The sequence below is a fragment of the Streptomyces sp. NPDC006458 genome (genome assembly GCF_040612135.1).
Taxonomy (GTDB): Bacteria; Actinomycetota; Actinomycetes; order Streptomycetales; family Streptomycetaceae; genus Streptomyces.
The window spans coordinates 68325-88168 of sequence record NZ_JBEXPR010000024.1 but is presented as its reverse complement, the minus strand read 5'-3'; the positions used below and the strand labels follow the sequence as shown (position 1 = coordinate 88168).

Below are 19844 nucleotides of genomic sequence, written 5' to 3'. Positions count from 1 at the left end.
GTGGCTTGATCAGTCAGTATGAATCCCGCCACTGACAGTCGCGGCCGATTTCTGTGCCTCTGACTCTCCCCCGCCGCCATGGGACTCCGGGCTCGTCGCTAGGGCCCGGAGTCCCATGGGGCACGGCGCCCCCTACGAGGGCGCGGGATGGTGATCCGGGCCTCCGCCAGGACGACGCCGGTCGCCGGGTCGCGGTGCACGGGAACGTACAGGCCCCAGTCGGCGTCACCGGCCGTGAGCCAGCCTCCGGCCCACGGGGCGTCGGTGGTCGTGAGTACGCGACCGGCGAGCGGGCCACCCAGGAGTCGGACGATCACAGCGGTACCTCCCTCCGGCGGGACTCTCCCGCATCACCCCTTGGTGGGGCTGGGCACCGGGAGGACAGCATCGGGGCGCCGGCGACTTCCGTCCCGGTTCCGCCGCCGGGCTGACGGCGGCGAGGCGCGGCGGCCCCGGCCGACGCGCAACCGGCTGAGCGCGCCCCGATCCCCGGCCGCGGCCGCGCCGCCCATCCCGCCCGTCCCTCCTCCTTCACTCCAGCCAAGGGACATGGGCAGAGCAGCCGCAACGGGGATGTCAGCAGGCCGACCACGGCAGAACCGGGTGATGACCTGCGCGGACCCGGGGACGGTCCTGCGGGCCGCGCAACACCTAGCGCAACCCCCAGCGCAACAGATAGGCGCAACCCCTGTCGCAACCTCATGCTCCTGGTCGACCGGGACGACCGGTCACGCGGCCCGGACGGCTCCGTGGGTGCGGGTGAGTTGGCACAGCTCGGACCGTGCCGCTGGCACCGAGGGGACGGTCTCCCAGTAGGGGTGCCACCACAGCCGGACGGACAGGCGCAGCAGGCGGCGGCGCAGGGCGGTGGTGTCGCGGGGGCGGGGTGCGGCGAGCGCTTGGTAGGTGGCGTTCCAGGCGGCTTGTGTCTGCACCAGGTCGTCGGGGAAGTCGGTCACGTCCATACCGGTATTAGATCGCTTGTTCGAATTGTGTGTCACTTCGGACACGCCCCGTCCGGCGCCGTGGTCGGGGTCGCGCCCGGCATGGTCGGCCTCATGGTCGGGCCTGCGGTCGGCCCCCACCACGGTGGTCCGGCCCGGTCTGGAGCGGCACCCGGGCGGGTGATTTTCCTTCGCGTACGCGGGCGCAGTCCTAGCGGTGCGCGTCCAACTTGCCTGCTTTCAGGGGGTATTGACAGTTTATCGTGCGCTCTGTCATGTTCTGTCCGCCGCTTCCGGCGAACGAGCGAGAGGTGATCTCATGCGACGAACCGAGTACGACGCGAGCCAGGCCGCCAAGCGCCTGAAGGTGCCCGCAGCAGCCTTCCGGTGGGCCCGGCACACCGGCTTCATCCCTGACCCGGACGCGTCGTCCTTCCAGTGGTCCCGGGCCGCCGTGGAGGCGCTGGATGCCGACGCCATCCGGGCCGCGATGCCGTCCCCGCCGATCGGCGGCGGCGCGGCGGCGGACCGGATCGCCGACGCGCTCGGCACCCCGAACGTGATCGGCGAGAGGGCGAACGTGACGGCGTTCGTGGTGCGGCGGTTCGTCGACCGCGGCCTGCTGGTCGACCTGAGCGCGAACCCGGACGGGACGCTGCACCACCCCGGCCAGGTCGCGGATGTCTGCCGCCGTGAGGACCTGGCGGACCTGGTCGCCGCCGACACCCCACTGGGTCCCGAGCAAGCCGCCGCCCGACTCCGGGTGCGCCGTGCCGACTTCGACCACATGGTCCGGCTCGGCTGGGTCCGCTCCCCGCAGTCGATCGAGGTCCGATTCGGCACCAGCCGGGCCGGGGCCGTCGACGTCGCGCTCTACACCACCACCTCCGTCGACGCAGTCGTCCCCGCCCACCCCGAAGTCGACTGGGACCAGCTGCGCGCGGTGGAGAAAGGCCGGCGCTCCCCGCTCGCGGCGCTGCGCACGGCACCGGCACCGGCACCGGCACCGGCACCGGCACCCGCGTAGATCCTGCTGCGAGTACAGCCCTCCGCACCCGTGCCCGTGGGCGCACCGGGTGCGGAGGGTGTCGTCAGGGCCGGCGGCGGAACCAGCCGCGGCCCCGGTCCGGCTCCTGGTCGTCCTCCGGCTCCGGCGGTGCGGCGGCCTGGAGGCGGGCGGCTTCGGCGGCGGCTTCCTCGCGGGCGACGTCGTCGGCGTGGCAGGTGCCGCACACGGACACGTCACCGGCACTCCAAGCCGTCCGGTGCGCGGTGGTCTCCTCCCAGCGCTGGTCGGTGAACTTCTGCCCGCACCGCTTGCACATGGGGCGCTGCGCCTCCCGCTCAGCGGCACGGCGCTGCTCCTCCTCCGCGTCGGCGCGGGCCTCCTGGTCGCGGAAGAGGGCGTCGCCGTCGGGGTTGTCCAGCGCGGCCGTCAGCGTCTGCTCGCCCTTGCGTCCTAGCCGCCGCCACACCGCCGCGTCCGCGCCGTGCTCCTGGAGCTGCTCCAGGGTGGTGACGACGACGGGCACGGCCTGGCCGTAGTCCTTCGCCGTGATCCCCCGGTGGAGGTTCCGGTACCGGCGCGGTGCCCAGTAGCGGCGGCCGGCCTCCTCCAGTACGGCGACCGTGTTGGCGACCTTCGCCTCGGTGGTGTCCGCGAACACGAATGCCACCGGCACCAGGCCCTCCCGGCCGGTCGGCGGGTAGACCCGGCGCCACAGCCGCTTCTCGTGGTCGACGTGGTCGATCGCGTCCGGCCGGGAGCGGACCAGGTCCACGGTGTGCTTGTCCGCGTCCTTCGGGAGCAGCCGGCCCCACTCCCAGTACCGGCGCAGTTTGGCGACCAGGTCGTGCGCGTCCTCGGTTCGGCGGTCGATCTCCAGCAGCAGCACGGGCACCCCGGCTGCCGGCGCCCGCACCACCAGGTCGGCCCGCTGGACGTAGCTGTTGCCGAGCCGGTGCCCGGTCTCGGTCTGGAAGCCGAGCCGGTGGCCGATCCCGGCGCGGTGGAGTTCGGCGGCCGTCGAGGTGACCGCCGCGGCGTGGTCGTCGTAGCCGGTGCCGAGCAGCTCACCGGTGTCCGGGTCGTACTCCTGCTTGCGCAGCACCGAGACCCGTATGCCCTTCGGCTCCAGCAGGTCCTTCGCCTCGCCGTGTCCGCGCTTGGTCAGCACCCACACCTGCCGCTGGTCCTCCTGCACCGACTCGATCCTCACCAGGTGGTGGTCCTCCAGATCCAGGAGGTTGTCCCGCGTGAGCTTGTCGTGCCGGTTGTCCGGACGGGTCAGCTTCCACAACTGATCGGGCGTAGCCCTCTGGAAGATCCCCAGGGCTTGCAGGAGCTCCCGGCGTCGAGGCCCGGTCGAAGTCCTCCTGTGCTGTGGCTTCCTCGGCACATGAGGGTTGTCGGACCTGCGGCGACCCCCTGTCCGCCGGGCCTGACCTGCGGAAACTCCCGGTCCTTGGCGACGGGGCGCGGAGGGGGTGATGGAGGGGTCCACGGAGGGGGCCTCTCCGGCCTGGTCAGGGGTCTGCTCGGGCTCGTCTGCGGTGCTCGCCACACGGTGCTCCTGGAGGTGGGGCGGGCCTATCCCGCCATTCACCTCGTACAGGTGTGGAATTCGGGCTCCGTGTGACGCCGGTCTGGGAAAACCCCTCCGTCGTGACCTCATCGTGATCAAAACGGAGGGGGGAGAGTTCTCCCCCGTCAACGACCGGATGTCCACAGGGCCGCGGTTCGAGGGTGGCTTTGAGGCCGCCGCGATCAGCGGGGCGGCCCGACGACGAGGGAGCCACCCATGCCCGAGAACACCGTCACCGCGCCGCTCGCCCCGATGGAGCCCGACGCCTTCGTCTACATCCGGGCTTGATGCAGGCCGGCGACATCGACACCGCCTGCGCGGTCGCCGACGACACGGGCCCGGAGCTGCACCGGCTGCTCCTGGACGTCGCCGCGCGCGTCTTCATCCCCATCACCGCCGAGGACGACCACGACGGGGAGCCGTGCGCCCACTCCTTCCTCGCCGGGCATCGCCGACACCATCACCCGCTTCACCGAGAACATCCTCAACCGAGGACCACAGCGACGTCGCCGACGTCCTGCGCCAGCTGGAGGCCGGGGGGATGAAGCAGGCGATGGAGGCGCACCCGGCGCACCGCACCACCGCGTAGCCGCACCCTCGGGACGGCGGTGGTGCGGTCCGGCGCTCATCTCCGGCGCACATCCGCACCACCGTGGTGCGCTCCACCGGCACCACCGCACCGCACCGCTTCACCGCACCGCACCGCCGGGCGCCACTGCGGTGCGGCTCCCCGGCATCACCGCACCGCCGGGCGCGCTCCTCTATCACACACCCCCTTGACCGCGACCTGATCGCAAGCCGAAACCGGCTATGTCAAGGGGAAACGTCGCGGTGGCAGAGCTGGACAAGGGGGTGTAGCGGAGCCGGACAAGGGGGTCGCGCGCGGCCGGCCGCACCCGGACAAGGGGTCGGCGGCGGCAGGCGCACCGGTGCGGTGCGGAGCATCGAGTGCGGCGCACCAGCGCGCGCGAGCGTGCCGGGCATCGTCGGGGTGGTGCGGTGCCGGACGCGGTGGCGCACCATCGCGATGCGCACCGCGGTGGCGTCCATCGTCATCCGGCGCACCGGAGTGGAGTCCACTCGGTGGAGCCCATCGGGTGGACTCCACTGAGTGGAGCCCATCGGTGGAGTCCACTGAGTGGACTCCACCCGATGTCGTGCATCGCCACCGGATGCAGAACATCGTGGGCTCCACTCGGTGGACGATGCCCGGCATCGTCACCACAGCCAGGCGTTGGAGTGCCGCACCCGGGACAGGGCGCGGGCATCGCGGCGCGCGGCCGCGTTGCCGATCCGGCTCTGCCGGGAGCGGGGCCGGCGCGAGTTCCCTGCGGCGAGGCGGCGCTTGGCGGCGTCCTGGAGCCGCCGCCGCTGCTTGCGCAGCTCCACCTTCTTCGCCGCCTTCGACTTCGGCTTCCGGGGCCGCTTCCAGATCGGCTGCCACCTCAGGGGCTCATCGGGCTCGGGCTCCTGGTCCTCTTCGAGCGCGGCGGCCATCTCCGCGCGGGCCGCGCGGGCGCGGGCGAGGGCGTCCTCGGGGTCGGGGCGTTCTTCCGGGGTGCTCATGCGACTCCATACCTTTCTTCGTGGGTTGATCGCGGTCATTCGTAAGATCGGGACACCCAGGGATGCCGGGTGTGGCTTTCATGTGAGTGCCGCGTTCGTGGCTGAGGAGGATTGGCCGCCCGGCATCCCGCGACGACTCGACTGCTGATTGGGATGCGCGAACCGAATCGCTCGTATGGACGTGACAGCGAGGTCGTCTGCTGGGACAGCACAACAGAACGACGAAGGAGGGTCCGGTGCCCGAACTGTGGGCGGGGACAGACGCGGGCAAGGCCGAACACCACTGCACCGTGATCGACGCGGACGGCAACAAAGCGCTCTCGCGCCGGGTGCCGAACAACGAGGACGAGCTGCTGCAACTGCTCGGTGATGTCCTGGACCTGGCCGACGGCGCCCCCGTCACCTGGGTGGTCGACCTCAACGCCGGCGGCGCCGCGCTGTGGATCGCGCTGCTGGTCAACCACGGACAGCGGCTCTTCTACATCCCTGGCCGGACGGTGCATGCCCGGCATCGGTGACATGCTCGGAGCGGAGTTCATCGCCGCGACCGGCGGTGACATGGCCGCCTTCGGCAGCCCCGACCGGCTCGCCGGCGTCGCCGGGCTCGCCCCCGTGCCCCGTGACTCGGGCAAGATCAGCGGCAACTTGCGCCGGCCCAGACGCTACAGCCGACGGCTCTTGCGGATGTTCTACCTCTCCGCCCAGGTCGCCACCGTGCACTGCCCCTTGTCCAAAGCCTTCAACCAGCGCAAACGCGCCGAGGGAAAGTCCCACAAGCAGGCCGTCCTTGCACTGGCCAGACGCCGCCTGAACGTCCTCTGGGCCCTGATACGCGACCACCGGACCTTCGAGGCCGTCACGTCCCACCCCGCTGCCACAGCGGCATGACCCAGTCACGAGGCGTCACCGCCCCGGCTTGACAACGTCATTGGGAATCCTCCTGGATTCCGGCCCGGGGCGTGCTGGATGCCGGGCTGCTGAGTGTGCTGCGGCGGCGGGGTCGTCGCCGGGGCGGGCTGAGGTCGAAGGCCGTGGGCGAGGGCGCGCGCCCGCTTGCTGTCCTGGATCGTGGCGGCCACCTTGGCGGCGGCGGCTTCCATGGTCTGGCGGGTCTGCTCCACCGTGTCGACGCCGGTCTCCGGCTCCAGGAGGCGGCCGTCCTTCCGGCCGGTGCGGAACGGCCGCGGGTGCGACCTCGAGGCGGCTGGCACAGCGACGGCGTACGGCAGGGGGCGGGAGCCCAGGCGCTCCGCACGGCGCGCGGCGTTGACCCGGGCGGCCAGGGCGCCGGCGGCGAGGCGGGCCCGCTCGTACGGCGCCGATGTGCGCCTGCGGGTCAGCGGGCGAAGCACGGCCTGGTCCTCGGTGTCGCGCGGGTACAAGGCGCGTAGGTCGGCGGTCATCTTCAGGCCGCGCCCGACGGGGCGGGTGTAGTCGTCGACGGCCGCCTGCACGATCTGGTCGTCCAGGCCGGGCTGGTGAGGTCGGCCGCGCAGGGCGTAGGCAAGGTGGCGGCGCGCTTCGGCGAGCAGGTGCCGGCGCTTGAAGGCGCCGCGCATCACGTACACCACGGCGACGGTGTCGACGGCGGCCAGGGCGACGTCGACCACCGGCCGCGCCCGCGCCGCCGCGGCCGCCGCCCGCGCACGCTGTGCGAGCCGGTAGACGGTGCAGGCGCCGAACGCTCGTATCGCTGAGGCGCGCCATCGCTCGCGCAGCTCGGTCAGCGACAGCATCACCGTGCGCTTCGGCGGGCGCGTCTGGTCGGCGGCCTGACAGCCCAGCGCGTAGGCGGCCTGCTCCCCCGGCAGGTGCCCCTGCCGTTCTTCGTAGTCGGCCACCAGGACGGACAGCGCGTCCTCGATCTGCTGGCGGCGGGTGGACTGCCAGCCGATGAGCCGCTGGTCGATCCCGGCGATCTCCATGACCGGCCGATGGCCGGGCGTCACCTCGCGCGGCTCCCACGCCCACCCGAGCCGAGCGGACACCTCCTCCATGAAGTAGAGGGTGTAGAGGGTGTCGGCGGCGGCAATGTGGGCCATCAGCGAGTCCGCCGTCAGGTTGCCCCACGTCCCCTTGTCGTCCGGCCGCCGGGCACGGATCGACACCACCGCGTGATCGTGAAGCAGCGGCTTCGACTCGGCAGCTCTCGACTCGTAGTGCCGGAACACCGCGACGATCAGCCCGTCCCGGATCGGCTTGCGGATCTTGCCGCCGCTCCTCCAGCGGATCTCCGCGACCGAATCCTCAAACCACGCCAGCGTCTTGTCCCTGGCGATGTCCTGACACAGTTCCAGCACCAGTCGGGTCTTGTCATCCCCGAGCGCCCACGCGATGTGTGCCGTCGACGGAGGCCGGAACACCAGATCCATGGCCAGCCAGGGCGTCCGCTCCTTGGCCTTCTCGGTCTTCGGTGAGCGGTTGTGCTCGATGGGCCTGCCCAGCACGGTCGCCCGCCGCGCCTTCGCCGGATCGTCGCCCGCTTCCAGGCGCTCACGCTCGATCCGGTCGGCATCCGGGTGCCGGCCTTCCCCCAGGAGCAGTTCGGCCTGCCGCTCGGTCACCACGTCCCCGGCCGTGAGGCCGACCGCTGCCAAGCCCCGGCCCTTCCAGACGCCGGGCGGGACACCGGCTTCGTCCTGGGCGGCGCGCAGCGGCGTACCCGCAGGGCGCTGGCCGTCGCCGACCATCACGCCACGGAAGAGATAGCGCCACCCGTTCCCCGGGCGAACCTCCGCTTTGCTGATCACCGGCCCATGGAACCCCGGCGTTGGCCTGCGGAAAAGCGTGATCCCCGCTACTTCCCGCCGGGCGGGAGGCCATCGCCAAGTCTTTACCGCAGCGCCCGCCAGGCGGGCTGCAGCAGCAGCCCGAGACGGTAAGCCGCCGACGTGTGCACTCTCCCGTCCATGTACATCACCAGAGATGAAATCGCCTGCGCCCTCTGCCACATGACCACCCAGGAGCTGGTGTACCTGGTCCTCAGCGCACAGTCCCTCAACGGGAGGAGGTCAAGGACCGCTGGTGCCCCGCTGGCTGTCTCCCGTTCCAGCCCGTGCAGCGGAAGGAGGCGATGCCACCGCTCCATGACGTCGATGCCTGACGATGCCGTGCGAATACTGCGCCACGACCACACGAGTCCCGTCTGATCCGGTCCCACTGACTTGTGATGCGGGTACGGGTGGGCGTGCCGACCAGGGCTGCCCCCTTCTCCTTCGGGACCAGCACGAGCAGATCGCCGGGCAAGGACCCGAGCGGCCCGCATACGCTCCAACACCTCGTTGTCCGCACCGGATTCACCGCCGAGCGTCCTCCTGGCCGGCCAGGAGCGCCCCGCCGCGTCGACCAGCGCTCTCAGGCGATCGTGAAGACCTCCGACACCGCGTCGTCGACCATTTCCCGGGCCAGCCTGCGCGTTAAATGCCTGGCCACGGGGTGGTACGAGTCGCGGTACACCGCCTCGATGGACGCCAATCGCCTGCGATCTCTCCCACAGCCTCCCCATCGGATGATGCTCGCAGACTGTATGTGTCCTTCACCGCCCCGCGATTACAGCAACCCCGCAACATCTCCTCTGCTTCGCCCCGTTGATGGCCAACTCCCCGAACACGCTCTGGGCCTGCGGGAGGCATAGACGCAGACAGGCATGCCGCATCCGCCTTCCTCGCCGCGCCGCTCTTCGACACATGCTGCCCGTTGGAGGTCTGTCTTGTTGTCCGCGGACAACAAACCTGGATGACACGCGGTTTGCAGTGTTTCCGCCTCAAGGAAGGCGCTAGTAAGGTAGCGCCATGACTGCGCCATACGACCCGGGTGATCGGGAAAAGGTAGTTGCCAAGCTGCCTGCTGACCTGCGCAAGGAGCTGAAGGTCCGGGCCGCAGAGCTAGGCAGAGACATCCAGGACGCCGTCACTGAAGGCGTTGAGGCCTGGCGAAAGGCGAAAGGCCGTCCGGCCGTCGATACCTCCGGAGGTACGTCGTTCGCGACGTACCTCCCGGCCGGGCTCTACGGCAAGCTCAAGCAGGCGTGCAAGTCCCGCAACCTGTCATACAACCAGGGAATCGCCCAGTCGGTGCGTCTCTGGCTCGACAGCAACCCGTCGCCGCGCCCCAAGCCGGCGCGGGTCACCGGGGCACGCCGCATCATCTTCGGCAACCAGAAGGGCGGGGTCGGCAAGACATCGGTCTCAGCTGGCGTCGCCCAGGCGCTCGCGGAGTCCGGGCAGCGCACCCTGCTCATCGATTTCGACCCGCAGGGCCACCTCACCAAGCAGCTTGGCTACCTGATGCTTGACATCGACGAAGCCAGCCTGGCCAAGCACATGCTCAAGGAGGCCAAGGGCGAGCTGAGCGAGCTTCTGGTGCCGATAAAGGGCGGTGACTTCGAAGACCACCTGTGGCTTCTGCCTGCCTGCAAGGACGCGTTCCTGCTGGACGCGAAGCTGGCCACGACCAAGGCCGTCCGTATCAAGGAGACGGCACTGGAGAAGGCTTTGGAGCCTCTTGAGCAGGAGTTCGACTTCATCGTCGTCGACTGTCCGCCGAGCCTCGGCTATTCGATGGACACCGCGCTGTACTACAGCCGCACCCGTGCTGGTGAAGACTCGAGCACGTCCGGGATCGTCGTTCCCGTACTAGCCGAGGACTCCTCCGCTGATGCCTACGACATGCTCTACGACCAGATCCAGGACCTGGTCGAGGACATGGATGTCGACATCGCTCTGCTGGGGTTTGTCGTCAACATGTACGACAGCCGGAAGGGCTACGTGGCCACGTCGTCGCTCAGCGAATGGCAGAACGTCGGCGACCCGCCTGTTCTCGCTGTCGTGCCTGAGCTGAAGGACCAGCGTGAAGCAGTGCGTGTGAAGCAGCCCCTGCTCGTGCACGCACCGTACGGCGACCAGTCCGAGGTCATGCGGGCGGTCGCAAGGAGGATCAGCACATGAGCGTCGCCGACAAGCTCGGCACCGGATCGTCGTTCAGCCAGGTACCGAGGGGGCGAAGCGCCCGCGGCCGCGCGAAGGCCGTGACTCAAGGCGACGTCCCAGCCTACGAACTCGTGCGCCTGCACCTGGAGGAGGTCGCACCGACCCCCCTCAACCCGCGGCGCAACTTCGGCAGCGAGGCCGACCTCACCCGTTTCGGAGAAGAGCTGCGCCAAGCGCAGCTGGCCGCATGCGTCGCCGTGAGCCGGGAAGCGTATTTGGCACTGTGGCCTGCGCACGAGCAGCGGATCGGGCAGGCGCGGCACATCCTGGTCAACGGTGAGCGCCGCTATCGCAGTGCGGTGCACGTCGGGCTGGAAGCGCTCGACTTTGTTGTCCGGGACGACCTGGCGGCTTCTCGCGAGGCGTTCATCAACCACCTGCTCAAGGAGAACCTCGAGCGTGAGGACTTCGATGTCATCGAGCGCGCCCGAGGCGTGCAGCAGCTCGTTGACATCTGCGCGGAGAAATCCGAGCGGGGAGCGCGTTCCCGAGCGGCTGAGCAGTTGGGCAAGGACCGGTCCTGGGTGACGAACCAGCTCGCATTGCTGGAGCTACCTGACGAGCTGCAGCACATGCTTAGCGCGGGCTCCCTGGCGGAGCGCGACGGCAGACTTCTTTCCCGTCACCTTAAGGACAATCCGGGCCTCGATTCTGCGGCACTGCTGGAGCATTTGGACCTGTCGAAGAGCCAGAAGGCCCAGGCCAAGCAGGAACAACGGCAGGCGGTGGAGGCGGTACGGGCCGCGCAGCCCGCTCCTTGGATGGAGCCGCCGCTGTTGTCCACGGACAACGAGTCGTCCGGGCGAACGTCCGAGCAGAGTGACCAGGCTTCGATCACACCGGGTTTGTTGTCCGCGGACAACGTATCTCCCGAGCCGGTGACAACGAGCGAGGTGGCGAAGACTCGTCAGAGTTTGTTGTCCGCGGACAACAAGCCGTCCGGCAGCGAGCCAGCGGCAGAGGGGCCTGCCAAGGCCGTGGTGGCGGAGCCGACTCGGTCATCGGCCCTGCCCAGTCCACGCCCCGATCAGGTCATCTCTGCCCCGAAGCCGGAATCTGAGGACGGTAGTCATGCGAAGCGGCTGCCTTATGACGACCCCTTCTATGTCGTCTCGCATTTGCACATCAAGATGACAGACGACAACTTCGTCCAGGGGGGCCGCGTTTGGATGGCGCTGTTGCGCCAGCAGCACCCCGATGCGTACCAAGCGCTCCTGCACGATTTGATCGAGCAGCAGGAGCGGACAACCTGAGGACGGTTGCAGGCAGGCGAGCGTTCGAAGCGGCCCTGTACCCCGGGCAGTGACCCGGGGTACAGGGCCGCTTCTGTACCTGCACAAGACAAGGAGCCACGGGCCCCAGGCGGGCCAAGCCCCCGCACGGCAGCCTCCGCTGACGACTGGCCGTCTATCCCCGGTCCGGCAGTTTGTTGTCCGCGGACAACAACAGGTGGCGGTCAGCCAACGGAGCCCTGAGACCGAGACGGGCGAAGGCGGAGATCGGCGATGCGCTGGCCGGTCGGCATCCCTCAGTGGGCGGGCCCGTTCCCCTGCTCGTGCTGTGGCCGGTCGGCGACGCCGCCGCGGCGGGCAATCGCCTCGCGCTTGAAGGCGGAGAACCGGGCAAGGTTCGGCCGGCTGGGGCATCCACGTCGCTGGTGGTGGTCTCGATGGTGTTCTGCTTCTTCTTGCCCGATACGAACGCCTTGCGGCCGGGGCGTCCCGCGCAGGGGCGGCGGACCTGCACCTCAGTGCCGTCGAGCCGCAGCTCGACACCTTGGGCGACGGCGTAGGCGAACAGGTCCTCCAGCGTGCGCAGCCGCGGCCCGGGGTGACCCGGCACCGCGAAGCCGCGGACGGCCAGCAGTCGTCGGACTTCACGGATCGCTCCGGAGACGGTAGGGCGGTCCACCCCGTACAGCTGGGCCAGTGCCGCGTGCGGAAGGCCCAGCCGCAGATGCACCAGCGTGACCAGCAGCCGGTCGGTAAACACCAGTCGCTGCTTGGCCCCGGCTCCGGCTGCCCGCCGCCGGTCCCCGCCGCGCCGCTCGCGCAGTGCCGACTCCCGGGCCGCTTCCCACTCGGGGGCGAGTTCTTCGAGCGACTCGCCGGAGTGTGCGCGAGAGACCCCGGACAGGGCAGGATGGGAGCAGGCCGCAGGGCCCAGGTAAGCGTCACAACTCACCCAACCCGTGTGGCCCTTGCCATGTCACGGACTGGCCGGCACGGTCACGGAGACCGACAAGCTCATCGAGGACCAGTTCCGCCAGCATGAGCTGGCCGAGGTGATCCTGTCCATGCCAGGGACCGGCGTGACGCTGGGCGCCGAATTCCTGGCCGGTGTCGGCGGCAGTCTGACTGCTTTCCCGTCGCCGGACCGGCTTGCGGCCTTCGCCGGCGTCGCCCCTGCTCCACGTGACTCTGGGCAGGTCAGCGGAAATCTGCGCCGCCCCCAGCGTTACCAGAGGCGCCTGCAACGCGTCTTCTACACTTCCGCGCTGCTCAGTATCCGTTCTGACCCGAACTCGCGTCGGTTCTACGACCGAAAACGTGCTGAGGGAAAGCGCCATACTCAGGCGGTGATCGCTCTCGCCCGGCGCCGCGTCAACGTCCTATGGGCACTGATTCGGGACCGTCGCCTCTACGAGGTCACGCCCCCGGTGGTCATCAGTCCCACCAATTAAACAACAGGTCACTCAATGCCTTCGGACGCCAGTAGCGGATCTGAGTTAGTTCCGCTTCAGCCAGCTCGGCCACGTCCACCTTGGACATCGGCAGGCTCAGGTCTTCGACCTGGAGGTAGCGGAAACCGAACGCTGTGAAGGCGTCCACCCACGGTGGTGGGTTCACGAAGCGCGCCAGCGGCTGCCCTGGTACGGGAGGCAGCTCGGTGAACGCAACGACCGGCAAGTGAGCATGGCACAGAACGAAATGCTCCTCCGCACGGCTGGTGATGGTGGCCGAATGGAAGCTGGAGGCCCCCGCTGGGGGCAACTCGCCGACACGGCCACCGATCAGTCTTGCGGCTTCCCAGCAGGCACTTCGAAAGAGCGTCAGGTCTGTCTCGTTCGCCGGTTTGTCACCTTGACCGCAGAACCCGGTCGCTCCTCGATCGAGCCGCATCAGCGCTCTCCCTTCCTTCGACGAGGAAGCTTGCCATGACAAAGCAGCTGCACGGCCTGTGTCCAGGACGGATCCCGACCTTGACTTCTCTATTGGGAAGCCTCTGCCAGGGTCTCGGTGGGGCGAGGGGAGCGGGGTCGGGTGGTGCGCTGCGCGATGTCCAGCAGCTCGCGGTTGCGCCGCTGCTCTTGGGGGGTGAGCGGGCGGGCCTGCGCGCCGTGGCGGTGCCAGAGCGGGGAGGCGGGCGGCTCGGGGTAGGCGAGGGCGTGGTCGACGTCGCGTTCGGTGCTGCTCATGGGGCCTCCGTCTGGAGGGGAAGTTCAGGCGTGGTCCTTGCTCTTGCCGCTCTTGGGCGGGTCGGAGACGAACCGGGTCTCGCCGGGATTCCGCGCGTTCCAGAGCTCCGCGCGTCTTGTGCACGGCCTCTCCGGCGTGGGACCTCAGCGGAGTGGTCTTCCGGCACAGCACGACATGCTCGGGCCAGGCGAAGTGCCTGGCCGTCGTGCCAGTCCAGGAGTTGGACCGGCACGGCGGGCGGCTCGGGCGGTGCGGGTGCGGGGCGACGGCGGGTGCTCACGGACGCAGGTCGGGCAGCTGCTGACGCACCTGCGCGACCAGGTCCTCGGTGGGCTTCCAGGGCCCGAGCTGTCCGCGTGCGGGGATCGGCAGGGCGAGCTCCTGGACGTCGGCGAGCTCGAGGTGCCACAGGCCGGGCTCCGCCCACTCGGTGCAGGGCGGGGAGCCGTCCGGGTCCTGGTGGCAGCCGGTCAGCCGGGCGACGCCGATCACGGCGCCGGTCGGCAGGTCGCGGCCGCGGATCGTGCGGGCGACATGCGGCAGGCGCAGGGCGGGCCGGTCGGTCTGCAGGCCCGCGTGCAGCAGGAGCCAGCCGCGCCAGGACCAGTGCTGCGGGCGGTTCTCGATCGTCTTGGCCCTGGCGGCGATGCACGTGGTCCACGGCTGCTTGACGCTGACGCCGCGGATCCAGTCGCCCGTCGGCGGAAGGGTTCCGGTGCTCATGCCGCTCGCCGCCAGACTGCTGTGCCCGGACGTCCGGCCCGGCGGCCGTTGACGGACGGAAGCGTGGTGTGCGCGGCGGTGGCGAGGTGGGCGCGGCCGGAGTGCTTGCCGTCGTACAGGGCTGCGTCGGCGGCCCGCTGCAACACGGTCAGGTCGCGGGTGCCGAGGACACCGGTGGTCGCGGCGCCGACGGAGGCGGCGACGTCGACGGTGCGGCCGTCGTCCAGGACGACCGGCGTGTGCAGCATCCGGACCAGCTGCGCGAGGCGCTGCTCCAGGCGCGCGGCGGTCACCTGGACGACGACGGCGAACTCATCGCCTCCGAGGCGGCCGACGGACGCGCGCGGGCCCGCCCACGCGGTGAGCCGGGCGGCGGTCGCGGCCAGGACGGCGTCCCCGGCCGGGTGCCCGAAGTCGTCGTTCACGGCCTTGAAGTGGTCCTGGTCGACCATGACCACGGCGAGGTCGTCGCGGCGGGCCAGGAGCCGGTGGGCGCGGGCGGTGTAGGAGTCGCGGCGCAGCAGGCCGGTCAGCGGGTTGCGGCGGGTCGCGGCGAGCTGCCTGTGCAGCGTGACCGCGTGGACCGCCCAGCCGGTCAACGGCACGGCGGCGGTCGTCAGTAAGAGGGTGCGCTGGCCGATCTGGCCCTGAACGCGCAGGAGGGACGACATACTTGGGTTCTCCGTCTCGTCTCGTACGGGATGGATGGGCCCGGGGCAGCCGACGAAGCCGCCAAGCAGATCGGCTGTCCCGGGGCGGAGCTACAGCGCGAAGTCGCTGCGGGTCGTCCAGCTGACGGGGTTGTTCCAGAGGCCGGCCCGCGCGGCGGGCCACTCCATCTGCCAGCCGGGCCGAAGCCCGCGCGCTCCCCAGCTGTCCGGCTGCCTGCCGGGGATCTCGAGTCCGGCCGTGTGCGCGGCGAGCGCGGCGTCGTACACCTCGTGGGCGCGGCGCAGGGCCGCGGCGGGGGAGTCGGCGACGCCGGTGAAGACGTGCACGCCGCGCCGGGCCGGGTCGGCGGTGTCGTGTATCGGGACGTCGACCTCGTAGATCCGCAGGTACATGACGTCCAGCTCCTCTCTGTGCTCGGTGGTGAGGGACCACCGCGACCGACCCGGCCTCCGTCGTGCTGGAGGTCGGGTCGGCACGGAGCGCCCGTCACGCCGGGCGGGTCACGCGACCGCGTCCGCGTACTGCGCCTCCAGGTCGGCGCGGCCCTCGGGGTCGTCGTCCTGGAGGTCGTGGTCGTCGGCCTCCTGGTCGACGTCGTCGGGGCCGCCGTGGGCGGTGCAGACGATGTCCGGGTCGCTGTCCATGGCGCCGGTCAGCGCCTGGTGCAGGTCGGTGACCGAGTAGGCCGGCGCCCACGCCTGCCCGGCGCACTCCGGGTCGAAGGGGCAGGGGAGCAGGACGTCGAAGCCGAAGTCCCCTTCGCCGTCGACGTCGTCGCGGAATGCCAGGGTGAGGTGCTGCTCTCCGAGGCGGATCTCCGCGACGCGGTCCCGGCCGGTCACCAGGTCCGAGTCCGGTCGCCACCGCCACAGCGGCAGGATCTCTGCGCCGAAGAAGCGGCGGACCAGGAGCAGGTCGCCCAGGCCGCCGCTGCCGTCGCGCCCGAGATCGGCCTCACGACGCGCGGAGAGCCGCTTCAGGAACGGATCCAGCCGGCGGAGGTTGTCGGCGAAGACGATGGTGTGGAACCCTTCGGCGGCCAGTTGCTGGTGGGAGTACGTCACCGCCTGGTGCTGCGAGCGGACGACGTCCTCGGGCACGCGCCGGTTGGCCGGGCGCGGATCTTGCCGCGTCAGGCAGACCGACAGCGGAGTGGCGACGACGACCGCGACGGTCGGCATGCCGTGCCGCTTGGCCGCCATCACCAGCTCAACCCTCACGGGCTGTTCGACGTTGGTCGCGTCGATCACCGTGTTGAGTTTCCGGGCCATCCGGCGCTCCAGGACCAGCTTGAGGACGTCGGCGGCGTCGCCGGTCGCGCTCTGGTCGCCGGGGTCGTCGCTGACCATCCCGCGCAGGCCATCGAGGGAGAGGACCTGGGAGGCCGGCCAGGTGCGGGCCAGGGTCGACTTGCCCGCACCGGAGGCACCGATCAGCACGATCAGCCCGTTCTCGGGCAGTTCCGGGTACAGCACCGAGGTCATGCGACATCTCCTTGCGGGTCGAGGGAGCGGGCAGCCCAGTTCAGGCGCTGCCCGGCGTGGTCGGTGATCAGGGCGGATGCCTCGTGCAGGGGGCACGAGGCATCGCCGTCGTGGTCGGGCTCGATCTGCTCCGCCCGGCGGGCGGCGGCGGTGACCATCTGCTCGAGGGCGGGGACATCGACGTCCTCCTGGAGCTCGCGCAGGATCGCGGCGAGCTCGCGGGCATCGACGTCGCCGGCGTTCAGGTCGTCCTCAATCTGCTGGAAGGCCAGGGCGGCGATGCCGGCCGCGGCGCGCACACGCTCCAGACGGGTACGGGTGGCGCCGGTCACCGGTCGCCGCCCGGGGCCATGAACGTGTTCAGGAACGGCCACAGCCGGTTGCGGCCCCATTCGGGATCGACGAGCGATACCTGCGCCGCGCGGACAAGGTGGCTGACCGCTCCGGGCCCGACCTGTCCCGCCCACTGATGGCGCAGGTTCTGCTGATCAAGATGGCGGCCGACGAAGGCGCAGGGGTCGCCGTCACGGACGGACACCGGGACGACGGCCGAACCGCGGCCGAGCCGGTCGGTCCTCACCATGAGCAGGCTGGCCGCGTCGGCTGCAGCGGCGAGCCGGTGCAGCAGCCGGGGGTCGGTGATGAAACCGGTGACGAACGCCCGCTGGGCGTACAGCCCGCCGTCCCGGCCGGGCAGGGGCGGGTGGCCGGGCTGGGACGTGTCGGTCACGTAACCGGCTCGACAGCACCCGGCGAGCGTGGGGGCCAGGCCGGTGGCGACGGTCTCATCGCCGTCCGGTCCCCGGCCCGTGGTGTAGCCGGGACGGACGGAGACCGCTCCTTCGAGCCAGTCCGCCATCAGCAGCCCGACCTCGGCAAGGGTGCTGGCCGCGCGCCACCGGCGACGGTCGGCGCGCCGCTCCCACGGCCAGGTGACCCGGCAGCCGCGGGCGGCGGGCGAGGTACGGCTCCCGGCGCGGGGCAGTCCGAGAAGGGCGGCGAAGACGGCGGGACGGTGAGCATGCATGCTGGGGTTCTCCTGAGCTCGAAGGGGTGAGGGAGCGGGCGGCCGGCCTTTGCCGGTGCTGCGGCCGCCCGGGTTGTGCGGGCCCCGTCCCGGCCTGTGTGGCCGGGACGGGGCCCGCGGCTCACGCGGCCAGCCGGTGAGCGGCAGGCATCGCGGGCGGGAGGTAGCTGCTGGGGTCCACGGGCGTGCCGTCGAAGCACTCGATGCAGCAGCCGAGCTTCGTGGATGTTGGCGGAGTGCACTTGTTCTGTAGTTGCGGTATTCCAGTGCCAAGGCACCACGAAAGCCACGTGCCATCCCCTCTCCTCGGGGGAACCAGCTGTGACTGGGCGTGGTAGTTGGCCGCGCAGAGCGGTAGCCGGGTAAGCCCCCTTCGGGTACGTCTGGAGGCCGTCGCTAGGCTCCGGGCCCAGGCCCCCGCCGTGTGGGAGCCGGCCTTCGCCGACGCCGAGGACTGCTTGCTCTCCATGGACCAGTGCGTGGTCCGCGGGCAGCACTACTTCGTCAAGGGCCTGATCGAGATACCGGTCATCGGCAGTGATGAGGTGTTTTCCTGGGGCGTCTGGGTCTCGCTCAGCCGAGAGAGCTTTTCCCGGGCCTCGGATCTGTGGGACAGGCCCGGCCGCGAGGCTGAGAAGCCGTACTTCGGCTGGCTCACCACAGATCTTCCGGTGTACCCGGCGACGACGCTCAACCTGAAGACGCGCGTCCATACCCGTCCGGTCGGCGAGCGCCCCTTCGTCGAACTGGAGCCCACCGACCACCCCCTCGCCATCGAGCAGCGCACAGGAATCAGCCCGGAGCGCGTACGGGAGATTGCGTCGGCCGTGCTCCACGCCGGAGACGGTGAGCAGCAGTAATGAATGACCAGCCCGTATCGTCCGTCCCGGTCGCGCCTGCCGGCCTGAGCCGCAGGGCCCAGCGGTTCGTCGAGACGGAGGGCATCCGCGTTCGCCGGCAGGACATACGGCGACACCGCGAGCGTGGATCGAGCACGGGATCCCCGCTGCGGAGATCGAGCGGGCCACTGCGTGAGGACCGCTGGGGCGGCCTCGCCCTGCCGCCGGCTCCGTTCCACGAGGGCGGTCCGCGCGTCCTGGACGCCGACTGCCCCGAGGAGATGCCCGCAGAAGGCTGGTCGTTCCCGGCAGGGGACTGCCGGGTGTCCATGGCTTACAGCTTCGTGATCGGCCCCGACGGTGCGTTCGGTATCGACGCTGATCGTTGGACGCCCCTGCATGCCAGCACTGATGGATGGGTGGAATCCCTGGCGCTCGCCGCTCATGCCCGCCGCTGGGCCACAACCGTCACGAGGGTCACGCGCAAGGCCGTCGACGCGCTGGATCTCGGCGAATTCGAGCCGGTGCCCGAAGTACAGGGTGTGACCGACTCTTGGTGGCGGGGCAAGGACTCCCTCATCGCCGTGTACCGGGGCGAGGCCACAGGCCTTGATGCCCCGCAATGCCTCGAAGCGCACATCTACGGGGGCCTCGACGAGTGGGGCCTCTAGGCGGCTGACCTACGGGCCTTGGGCCTGAGCGCTTACTTCGGCACAAGCCCCTGAGCCTTATTCGTCGGCTGGCTGCGTAGCTCACAACCAGGAGCGCTTGTCGATGCCTTCTGGGAACGATGGTGGACGGACGGCGCCAGGAGTGTCGGTGAGAAGTGAGAACGGGTGCGGCTCCAACGTGGTGCAGCGTCGCACCGCCATACTCAGAGCAGAGCGGACCAGGGAGGCGGTACTGGGTGAGCAGCACGGTGGTGCCGCTGGTGATCGCGTTCCTGGGGATCGTCGGCACCCTCGTATCAGGGCTCATGACACAGCAGCTCGCCGCAAAGGCCAAGGCCAAGGAACTGGATCAATCAGCACGGCAGCGCGTCCAGGAGCGGCAGCACGAAACCGAACGCGTGATGATGGAGGCCGTTCGGAGCTGCTACGTCATGCTGAACACGGCTTCGCTGGACTTCCATTCCGAGCTGAACCATTTCTGGCATGCGCTCCGGGCAGGCCGCGTCACGGATGACGTGAGGGCTCGCCTGGACGATGCACGGCGCGAGCACCGGGCGCGGTACTCCGAGGCACAGATGCGGGTACCGGACGACGTACTCACCGTCATCGACGGTGTCCACCGCCAGCTCAACCGCATCTATGGGGTCCTCAAGCGTCTGGACGGCGGGATCCCGTCAGGCTTGGAGGACAACGAGTCCCTGGACAGAGCACACCATCAGATCACGGGGCTCTGGGAGCAGCTCACGCAGATGCGCCGCACCATGCGCCGGAGCATCGGCGTGACGCAGGACAGTCCCTATTAGGCATCAGCGGCTCCAGGCACCGGGCAGCCGGTCGGGGCGCTGCGGGTAGCGGGGGCCGAACGCTGCGGGCGGGGCCGGCCGATCCGGCGGCGCGGGCGGGGGATGAGCACGAGTGATCTCCTC

Annotated in this window: 19 protein-coding genes and 4 pseudogenes; 8 read left to right on the top strand and 15 right to left on the bottom strand. The window is 70.2% G+C overall.

Translation table 11 applies throughout. The annotated features are described in order from the left end of the window. Positions 1-98: 98 nt before the first annotated feature. Together ABZZ79_RS29140 and ABZZ79_RS29135 are read right to left on the bottom strand one after the other, a co-directional pair. On the bottom strand, positions 99-317 hold the full coding sequence (locus ABZZ79_RS29140; protein ID WP_356693676.1) for a hypothetical protein: 219 nt from the start codon (positions 315-317) through the stop codon (positions 99-101). 411 nt (positions 318-728) lie between these two features. Beyond that, complete coding sequence (locus ABZZ79_RS29135; protein ID WP_356693674.1) at positions 729-965, bottom strand: hypothetical protein; 237 nt, start codon at positions 963-965, stop codon at positions 729-731. Between the two features lie 298 nt (positions 966-1263). Between ABZZ79_RS29135 and ABZZ79_RS29130 the strand changes: the two genes are divergently transcribed. Further along, positions 1264-1971 carry a hypothetical protein gene (locus ABZZ79_RS29130; RefSeq protein WP_356693672.1) on the top strand — a complete coding sequence of 236 codons (708 nt, stop codon included), beginning with the start codon at positions 1264-1266 and terminating at the stop codon, positions 1969-1971. 64 nt (positions 1972-2035) lie between these two features. Here the strand turns inward: ABZZ79_RS29130 and ABZZ79_RS29125 are convergent, their stop codons facing one another. The 3 genes from ABZZ79_RS29125 to ABZZ79_RS29115 form a co-directional block, all read right to left on the bottom strand. Then, complete coding sequence (locus ABZZ79_RS29125; protein ID WP_356693670.1) at positions 2036-3244, bottom strand: hypothetical protein; 1209 nt, start codon at positions 3242-3244, stop codon at positions 2036-2038. 557 nt (positions 3245-3801) lie between these two features. Then, positions 3802-4002 carry a hypothetical protein gene (locus ABZZ79_RS29120; RefSeq protein ID WP_356693668.1) on the bottom strand — a complete coding sequence of 67 codons (201 nt, stop codon included), beginning with the start codon at positions 4000-4002 and terminating at the stop codon, positions 3802-3804. A 745-nt stretch (positions 4003-4747) separates the two neighbouring features. After that, a complete protein-coding gene (locus ABZZ79_RS29115; RefSeq protein ID WP_356693666.1) occupies positions 4748-5095 on the bottom strand; it encodes a hypothetical protein in 348 nt (115 codons plus the stop codon). A gap of 236 nt (positions 5096-5331) precedes the next feature. Between ABZZ79_RS29115 and ABZZ79_RS29110 the strand changes: the two are divergent. Then, positions 5332-5983 (top strand): annotated as a pseudogene (locus ABZZ79_RS29110) (transposase). Positions 5984-5988: 5 nt separating this feature from the next. Here ABZZ79_RS29110 and mobF read toward each other — a convergent pair. Then, positions 5989-7785 carry a MobF family relaxase gene (gene mobF / locus ABZZ79_RS29105; RefSeq protein ID WP_356693744.1) on the bottom strand — a complete coding sequence of 599 codons (1797 nt, stop codon included), beginning with the start codon at positions 7783-7785 and terminating at the stop codon, positions 5989-5991. Between the two features lie 1101 nt (positions 7786-8886). Here mobF and ABZZ79_RS29100 point away from each other — a divergent pair. Together ABZZ79_RS29100 and ABZZ79_RS29095 are read left to right on the top strand one after the other, a co-directional pair. Next, positions 8887-10041 (top strand): ParA family protein, encoded by a 1155-nt coding sequence (locus ABZZ79_RS29100; RefSeq protein ID WP_356693664.1) that lies wholly within the window; start codon positions 8887-8889, stop codon positions 10039-10041. Beyond that, positions 10038-11336 carry a plasmid partitioning protein gene (locus ABZZ79_RS29095; protein WP_356693662.1) on the top strand — a complete coding sequence of 433 codons (1299 nt, stop codon included), beginning with the start codon at positions 10038-10040 and terminating at the stop codon, positions 11334-11336. Before ABZZ79_RS29100 ends, ABZZ79_RS29095 begins: the two co-directional genes overlap by 4 nt. 406 nt (positions 11337-11742) lie before the next feature. Here the strand turns inward: ABZZ79_RS29095 and ABZZ79_RS29090 are convergent. Further along, positions 11743-12219: pseudogene (locus ABZZ79_RS29090) on the bottom strand (transposase family protein); the annotation flags it as partial. A gap of 91 nt (positions 12220-12310) precedes the next feature. On the opposite strand from ABZZ79_RS29090, the pseudogene ABZZ79_RS29085 reads away from it, so the two are divergent. Continuing rightward, a pseudogene (locus tag ABZZ79_RS29085) lies at positions 12311-12766 on the top strand (transposase); the annotation flags it as partial. On the opposite strand, the gene ABZZ79_RS29080 reads toward ABZZ79_RS29085, so the two are convergent. The 8 genes from ABZZ79_RS29080 to ABZZ79_RS29045 all read right to left on the bottom strand — a co-directional run bounded on the left by ABZZ79_RS29080 (position 12750) and on the right by ABZZ79_RS29045 (position 17408). Next, complete coding sequence (locus tag ABZZ79_RS29080; protein WP_356693660.1) at positions 12750-13205, bottom strand: hypothetical protein; 456 nt, start codon at positions 13203-13205, stop codon at positions 12750-12752. The pseudogene ABZZ79_RS29085 and the gene ABZZ79_RS29080 sit on opposite strands and share 17 nt — an antisense overlap. Positions 13206-13294: 89 nt before the next feature. Beyond that, the gene (locus ABZZ79_RS29075; protein ID WP_356693658.1) at positions 13295-13501 is read right to left on the bottom strand and encodes a hypothetical protein; all 207 of its coding nucleotides are present in this window, start codon (positions 13499-13501) and stop codon (positions 13295-13297) included. A 277-nt stretch (positions 13502-13778) separates the two neighbouring features. Beyond that, positions 13779-14225 carry a hypothetical protein gene (locus ABZZ79_RS29070; RefSeq protein WP_356693656.1) on the bottom strand — a complete coding sequence of 149 codons (447 nt, stop codon included), beginning with the start codon at positions 14223-14225 and terminating at the stop codon, positions 13779-13781. Continuing rightward, on the bottom strand, positions 14222-14896 hold the full coding sequence (locus ABZZ79_RS29065) for a GGDEF domain-containing protein (protein WP_356693654.1): 675 nt from the start codon (positions 14894-14896) through the stop codon (positions 14222-14224). Before ABZZ79_RS29065 ends, ABZZ79_RS29070 begins: the two co-directional genes overlap by 4 nt. 90 nt (positions 14897-14986) lie before the next feature. After that, on the bottom strand, positions 14987-15289 hold the full coding sequence (locus ABZZ79_RS29060; protein ID WP_356693652.1) for a hypothetical protein: 303 nt from the start codon (positions 15287-15289) through the stop codon (positions 14987-14989). Between the two features lie 108 nt (positions 15290-15397). Then, positions 15398-16381: an ATP-binding protein gene (locus ABZZ79_RS29055; protein WP_356693650.1), complete on the bottom strand. Its 984-nt coding sequence runs from the start codon at positions 16379-16381 to the stop codon at positions 15398-15400. Beyond that, positions 16378-16713 carry a hypothetical protein gene (locus ABZZ79_RS29050; protein ID WP_356693648.1) on the bottom strand — a complete coding sequence of 112 codons (336 nt, stop codon included), beginning with the start codon at positions 16711-16713 and terminating at the stop codon, positions 16378-16380. The genes ABZZ79_RS29055 and ABZZ79_RS29050 overlap by 4 nt, the downstream gene beginning before the upstream one ends. Then, the gene (locus ABZZ79_RS29045; protein ID WP_356693646.1) at positions 16710-17408 is read right to left on the bottom strand and encodes a hypothetical protein; all 699 of its coding nucleotides are present in this window, start codon (positions 17406-17408) and stop codon (positions 16710-16712) included. Before ABZZ79_RS29045 ends, ABZZ79_RS29050 begins: the two co-directional genes overlap by 4 nt. Positions 17409-17791: 383 nt before the next feature. Between ABZZ79_RS29045 and ABZZ79_RS29040 the strand changes: the two genes are divergently transcribed. The 3 genes and pseudogenes from ABZZ79_RS29040 (at position 17792) to ABZZ79_RS29030 (ending at position 19721) form a co-directional block, all read left to right on the top strand. Then, a complete protein-coding gene (locus ABZZ79_RS29040; RefSeq protein ID WP_356693742.1) occupies positions 17792-18268 on the top strand; it encodes a DUF2199 domain-containing protein in 477 nt (158 codons plus the stop codon). Continuing rightward, positions 18268-18918 (top strand): annotated as a pseudogene (locus ABZZ79_RS29035) (hypothetical protein). Before ABZZ79_RS29040 ends, ABZZ79_RS29035 begins: the two are co-directional and overlap by 1 nt. A gap of 236 nt (positions 18919-19154) precedes the next feature. Then, entirely contained in the window at positions 19155-19721 is a 567-nt protein-coding gene (locus tag ABZZ79_RS29030; RefSeq protein WP_356693644.1) for a hypothetical protein, read from the top strand. The last annotated feature ends 123 nt before the right edge of the window (positions 19722-19844 follow it).

What these genes read in the sequence shown, in the direction of transcription:
- ABZZ79_RS29135 (WP_356693674.1), bottom strand. Translation starts at nt 965, where the DNA reads ATGGACGTGACCGACTTCCCCGACGACCTGGTGCAGACACAAGCCGCC.
- ABZZ79_RS29130 (WP_356693672.1), top strand. Translation starts at nt 1,264, where the DNA reads ATGCGACGAACCGAGTACGACGCGAGCCAGGCCGCCAAGCGCCTGAAG.
- ABZZ79_RS29115 (WP_356693666.1), bottom strand. Translation starts at nt 5,095, where the DNA reads ATGAGCACCCCGGAAGAACGCCCCGACCCCGAGGACGCCCTCGCCCGC.
- mobF (WP_356693744.1), bottom strand. Translation starts at nt 7,785, where the DNA reads ATGGTCGGCGACGGCCAGCGCCCTGCGGGTACGCCGCTGCGCGCCGCC.
- ABZZ79_RS29100 (WP_356693664.1), top strand. Translation starts at nt 8,887, where the DNA reads ATGACTGCGCCATACGACCCGGGTGATCGGGAAAAGGTAGTTGCCAAG.
- ABZZ79_RS29095 (WP_356693662.1), top strand. Translation starts at nt 10,038, where the DNA reads ATGAGCGTCGCCGACAAGCTCGGCACCGGATCGTCGTTCAGCCAGGTA.
- ABZZ79_RS29080 (WP_356693660.1), bottom strand. Translation starts at nt 13,205, where the DNA reads ATGCGGCTCGATCGAGGAGCGACCGGGTTCTGCGGTCAAGGTGACAAA.
- ABZZ79_RS29075 (WP_356693658.1), bottom strand. Translation starts at nt 13,501, where the DNA reads ATGAGCAGCACCGAACGCGACGTCGACCACGCCCTCGCCTACCCCGAG.
- ABZZ79_RS29070 (WP_356693656.1), bottom strand. Translation starts at nt 14,225, where the DNA reads ATGAGCACCGGAACCCTTCCGCCGACGGGCGACTGGATCCGCGGCGTC.
- ABZZ79_RS29065 (WP_356693654.1), bottom strand. Translation starts at nt 14,896, where the DNA reads ATGTCGTCCCTCCTGCGCGTTCAGGGCCAGATCGGCCAGCGCACCCTC.
- ABZZ79_RS29060 (WP_356693652.1), bottom strand. Translation starts at nt 15,289, where the DNA reads ATGTACCTGCGGATCTACGAGGTCGACGTCCCGATACACGACACCGCC.
- ABZZ79_RS29055 (WP_356693650.1), bottom strand. Translation starts at nt 16,381, where the DNA reads ATGACCTCGGTGCTGTACCCGGAACTGCCCGAGAACGGGCTGATCGTG.
- ABZZ79_RS29045 (WP_356693646.1), bottom strand. Translation starts at nt 17,408, where the DNA reads ATGCATGCTCACCGTCCCGCCGTCTTCGCCGCCCTTCTCGGACTGCCC.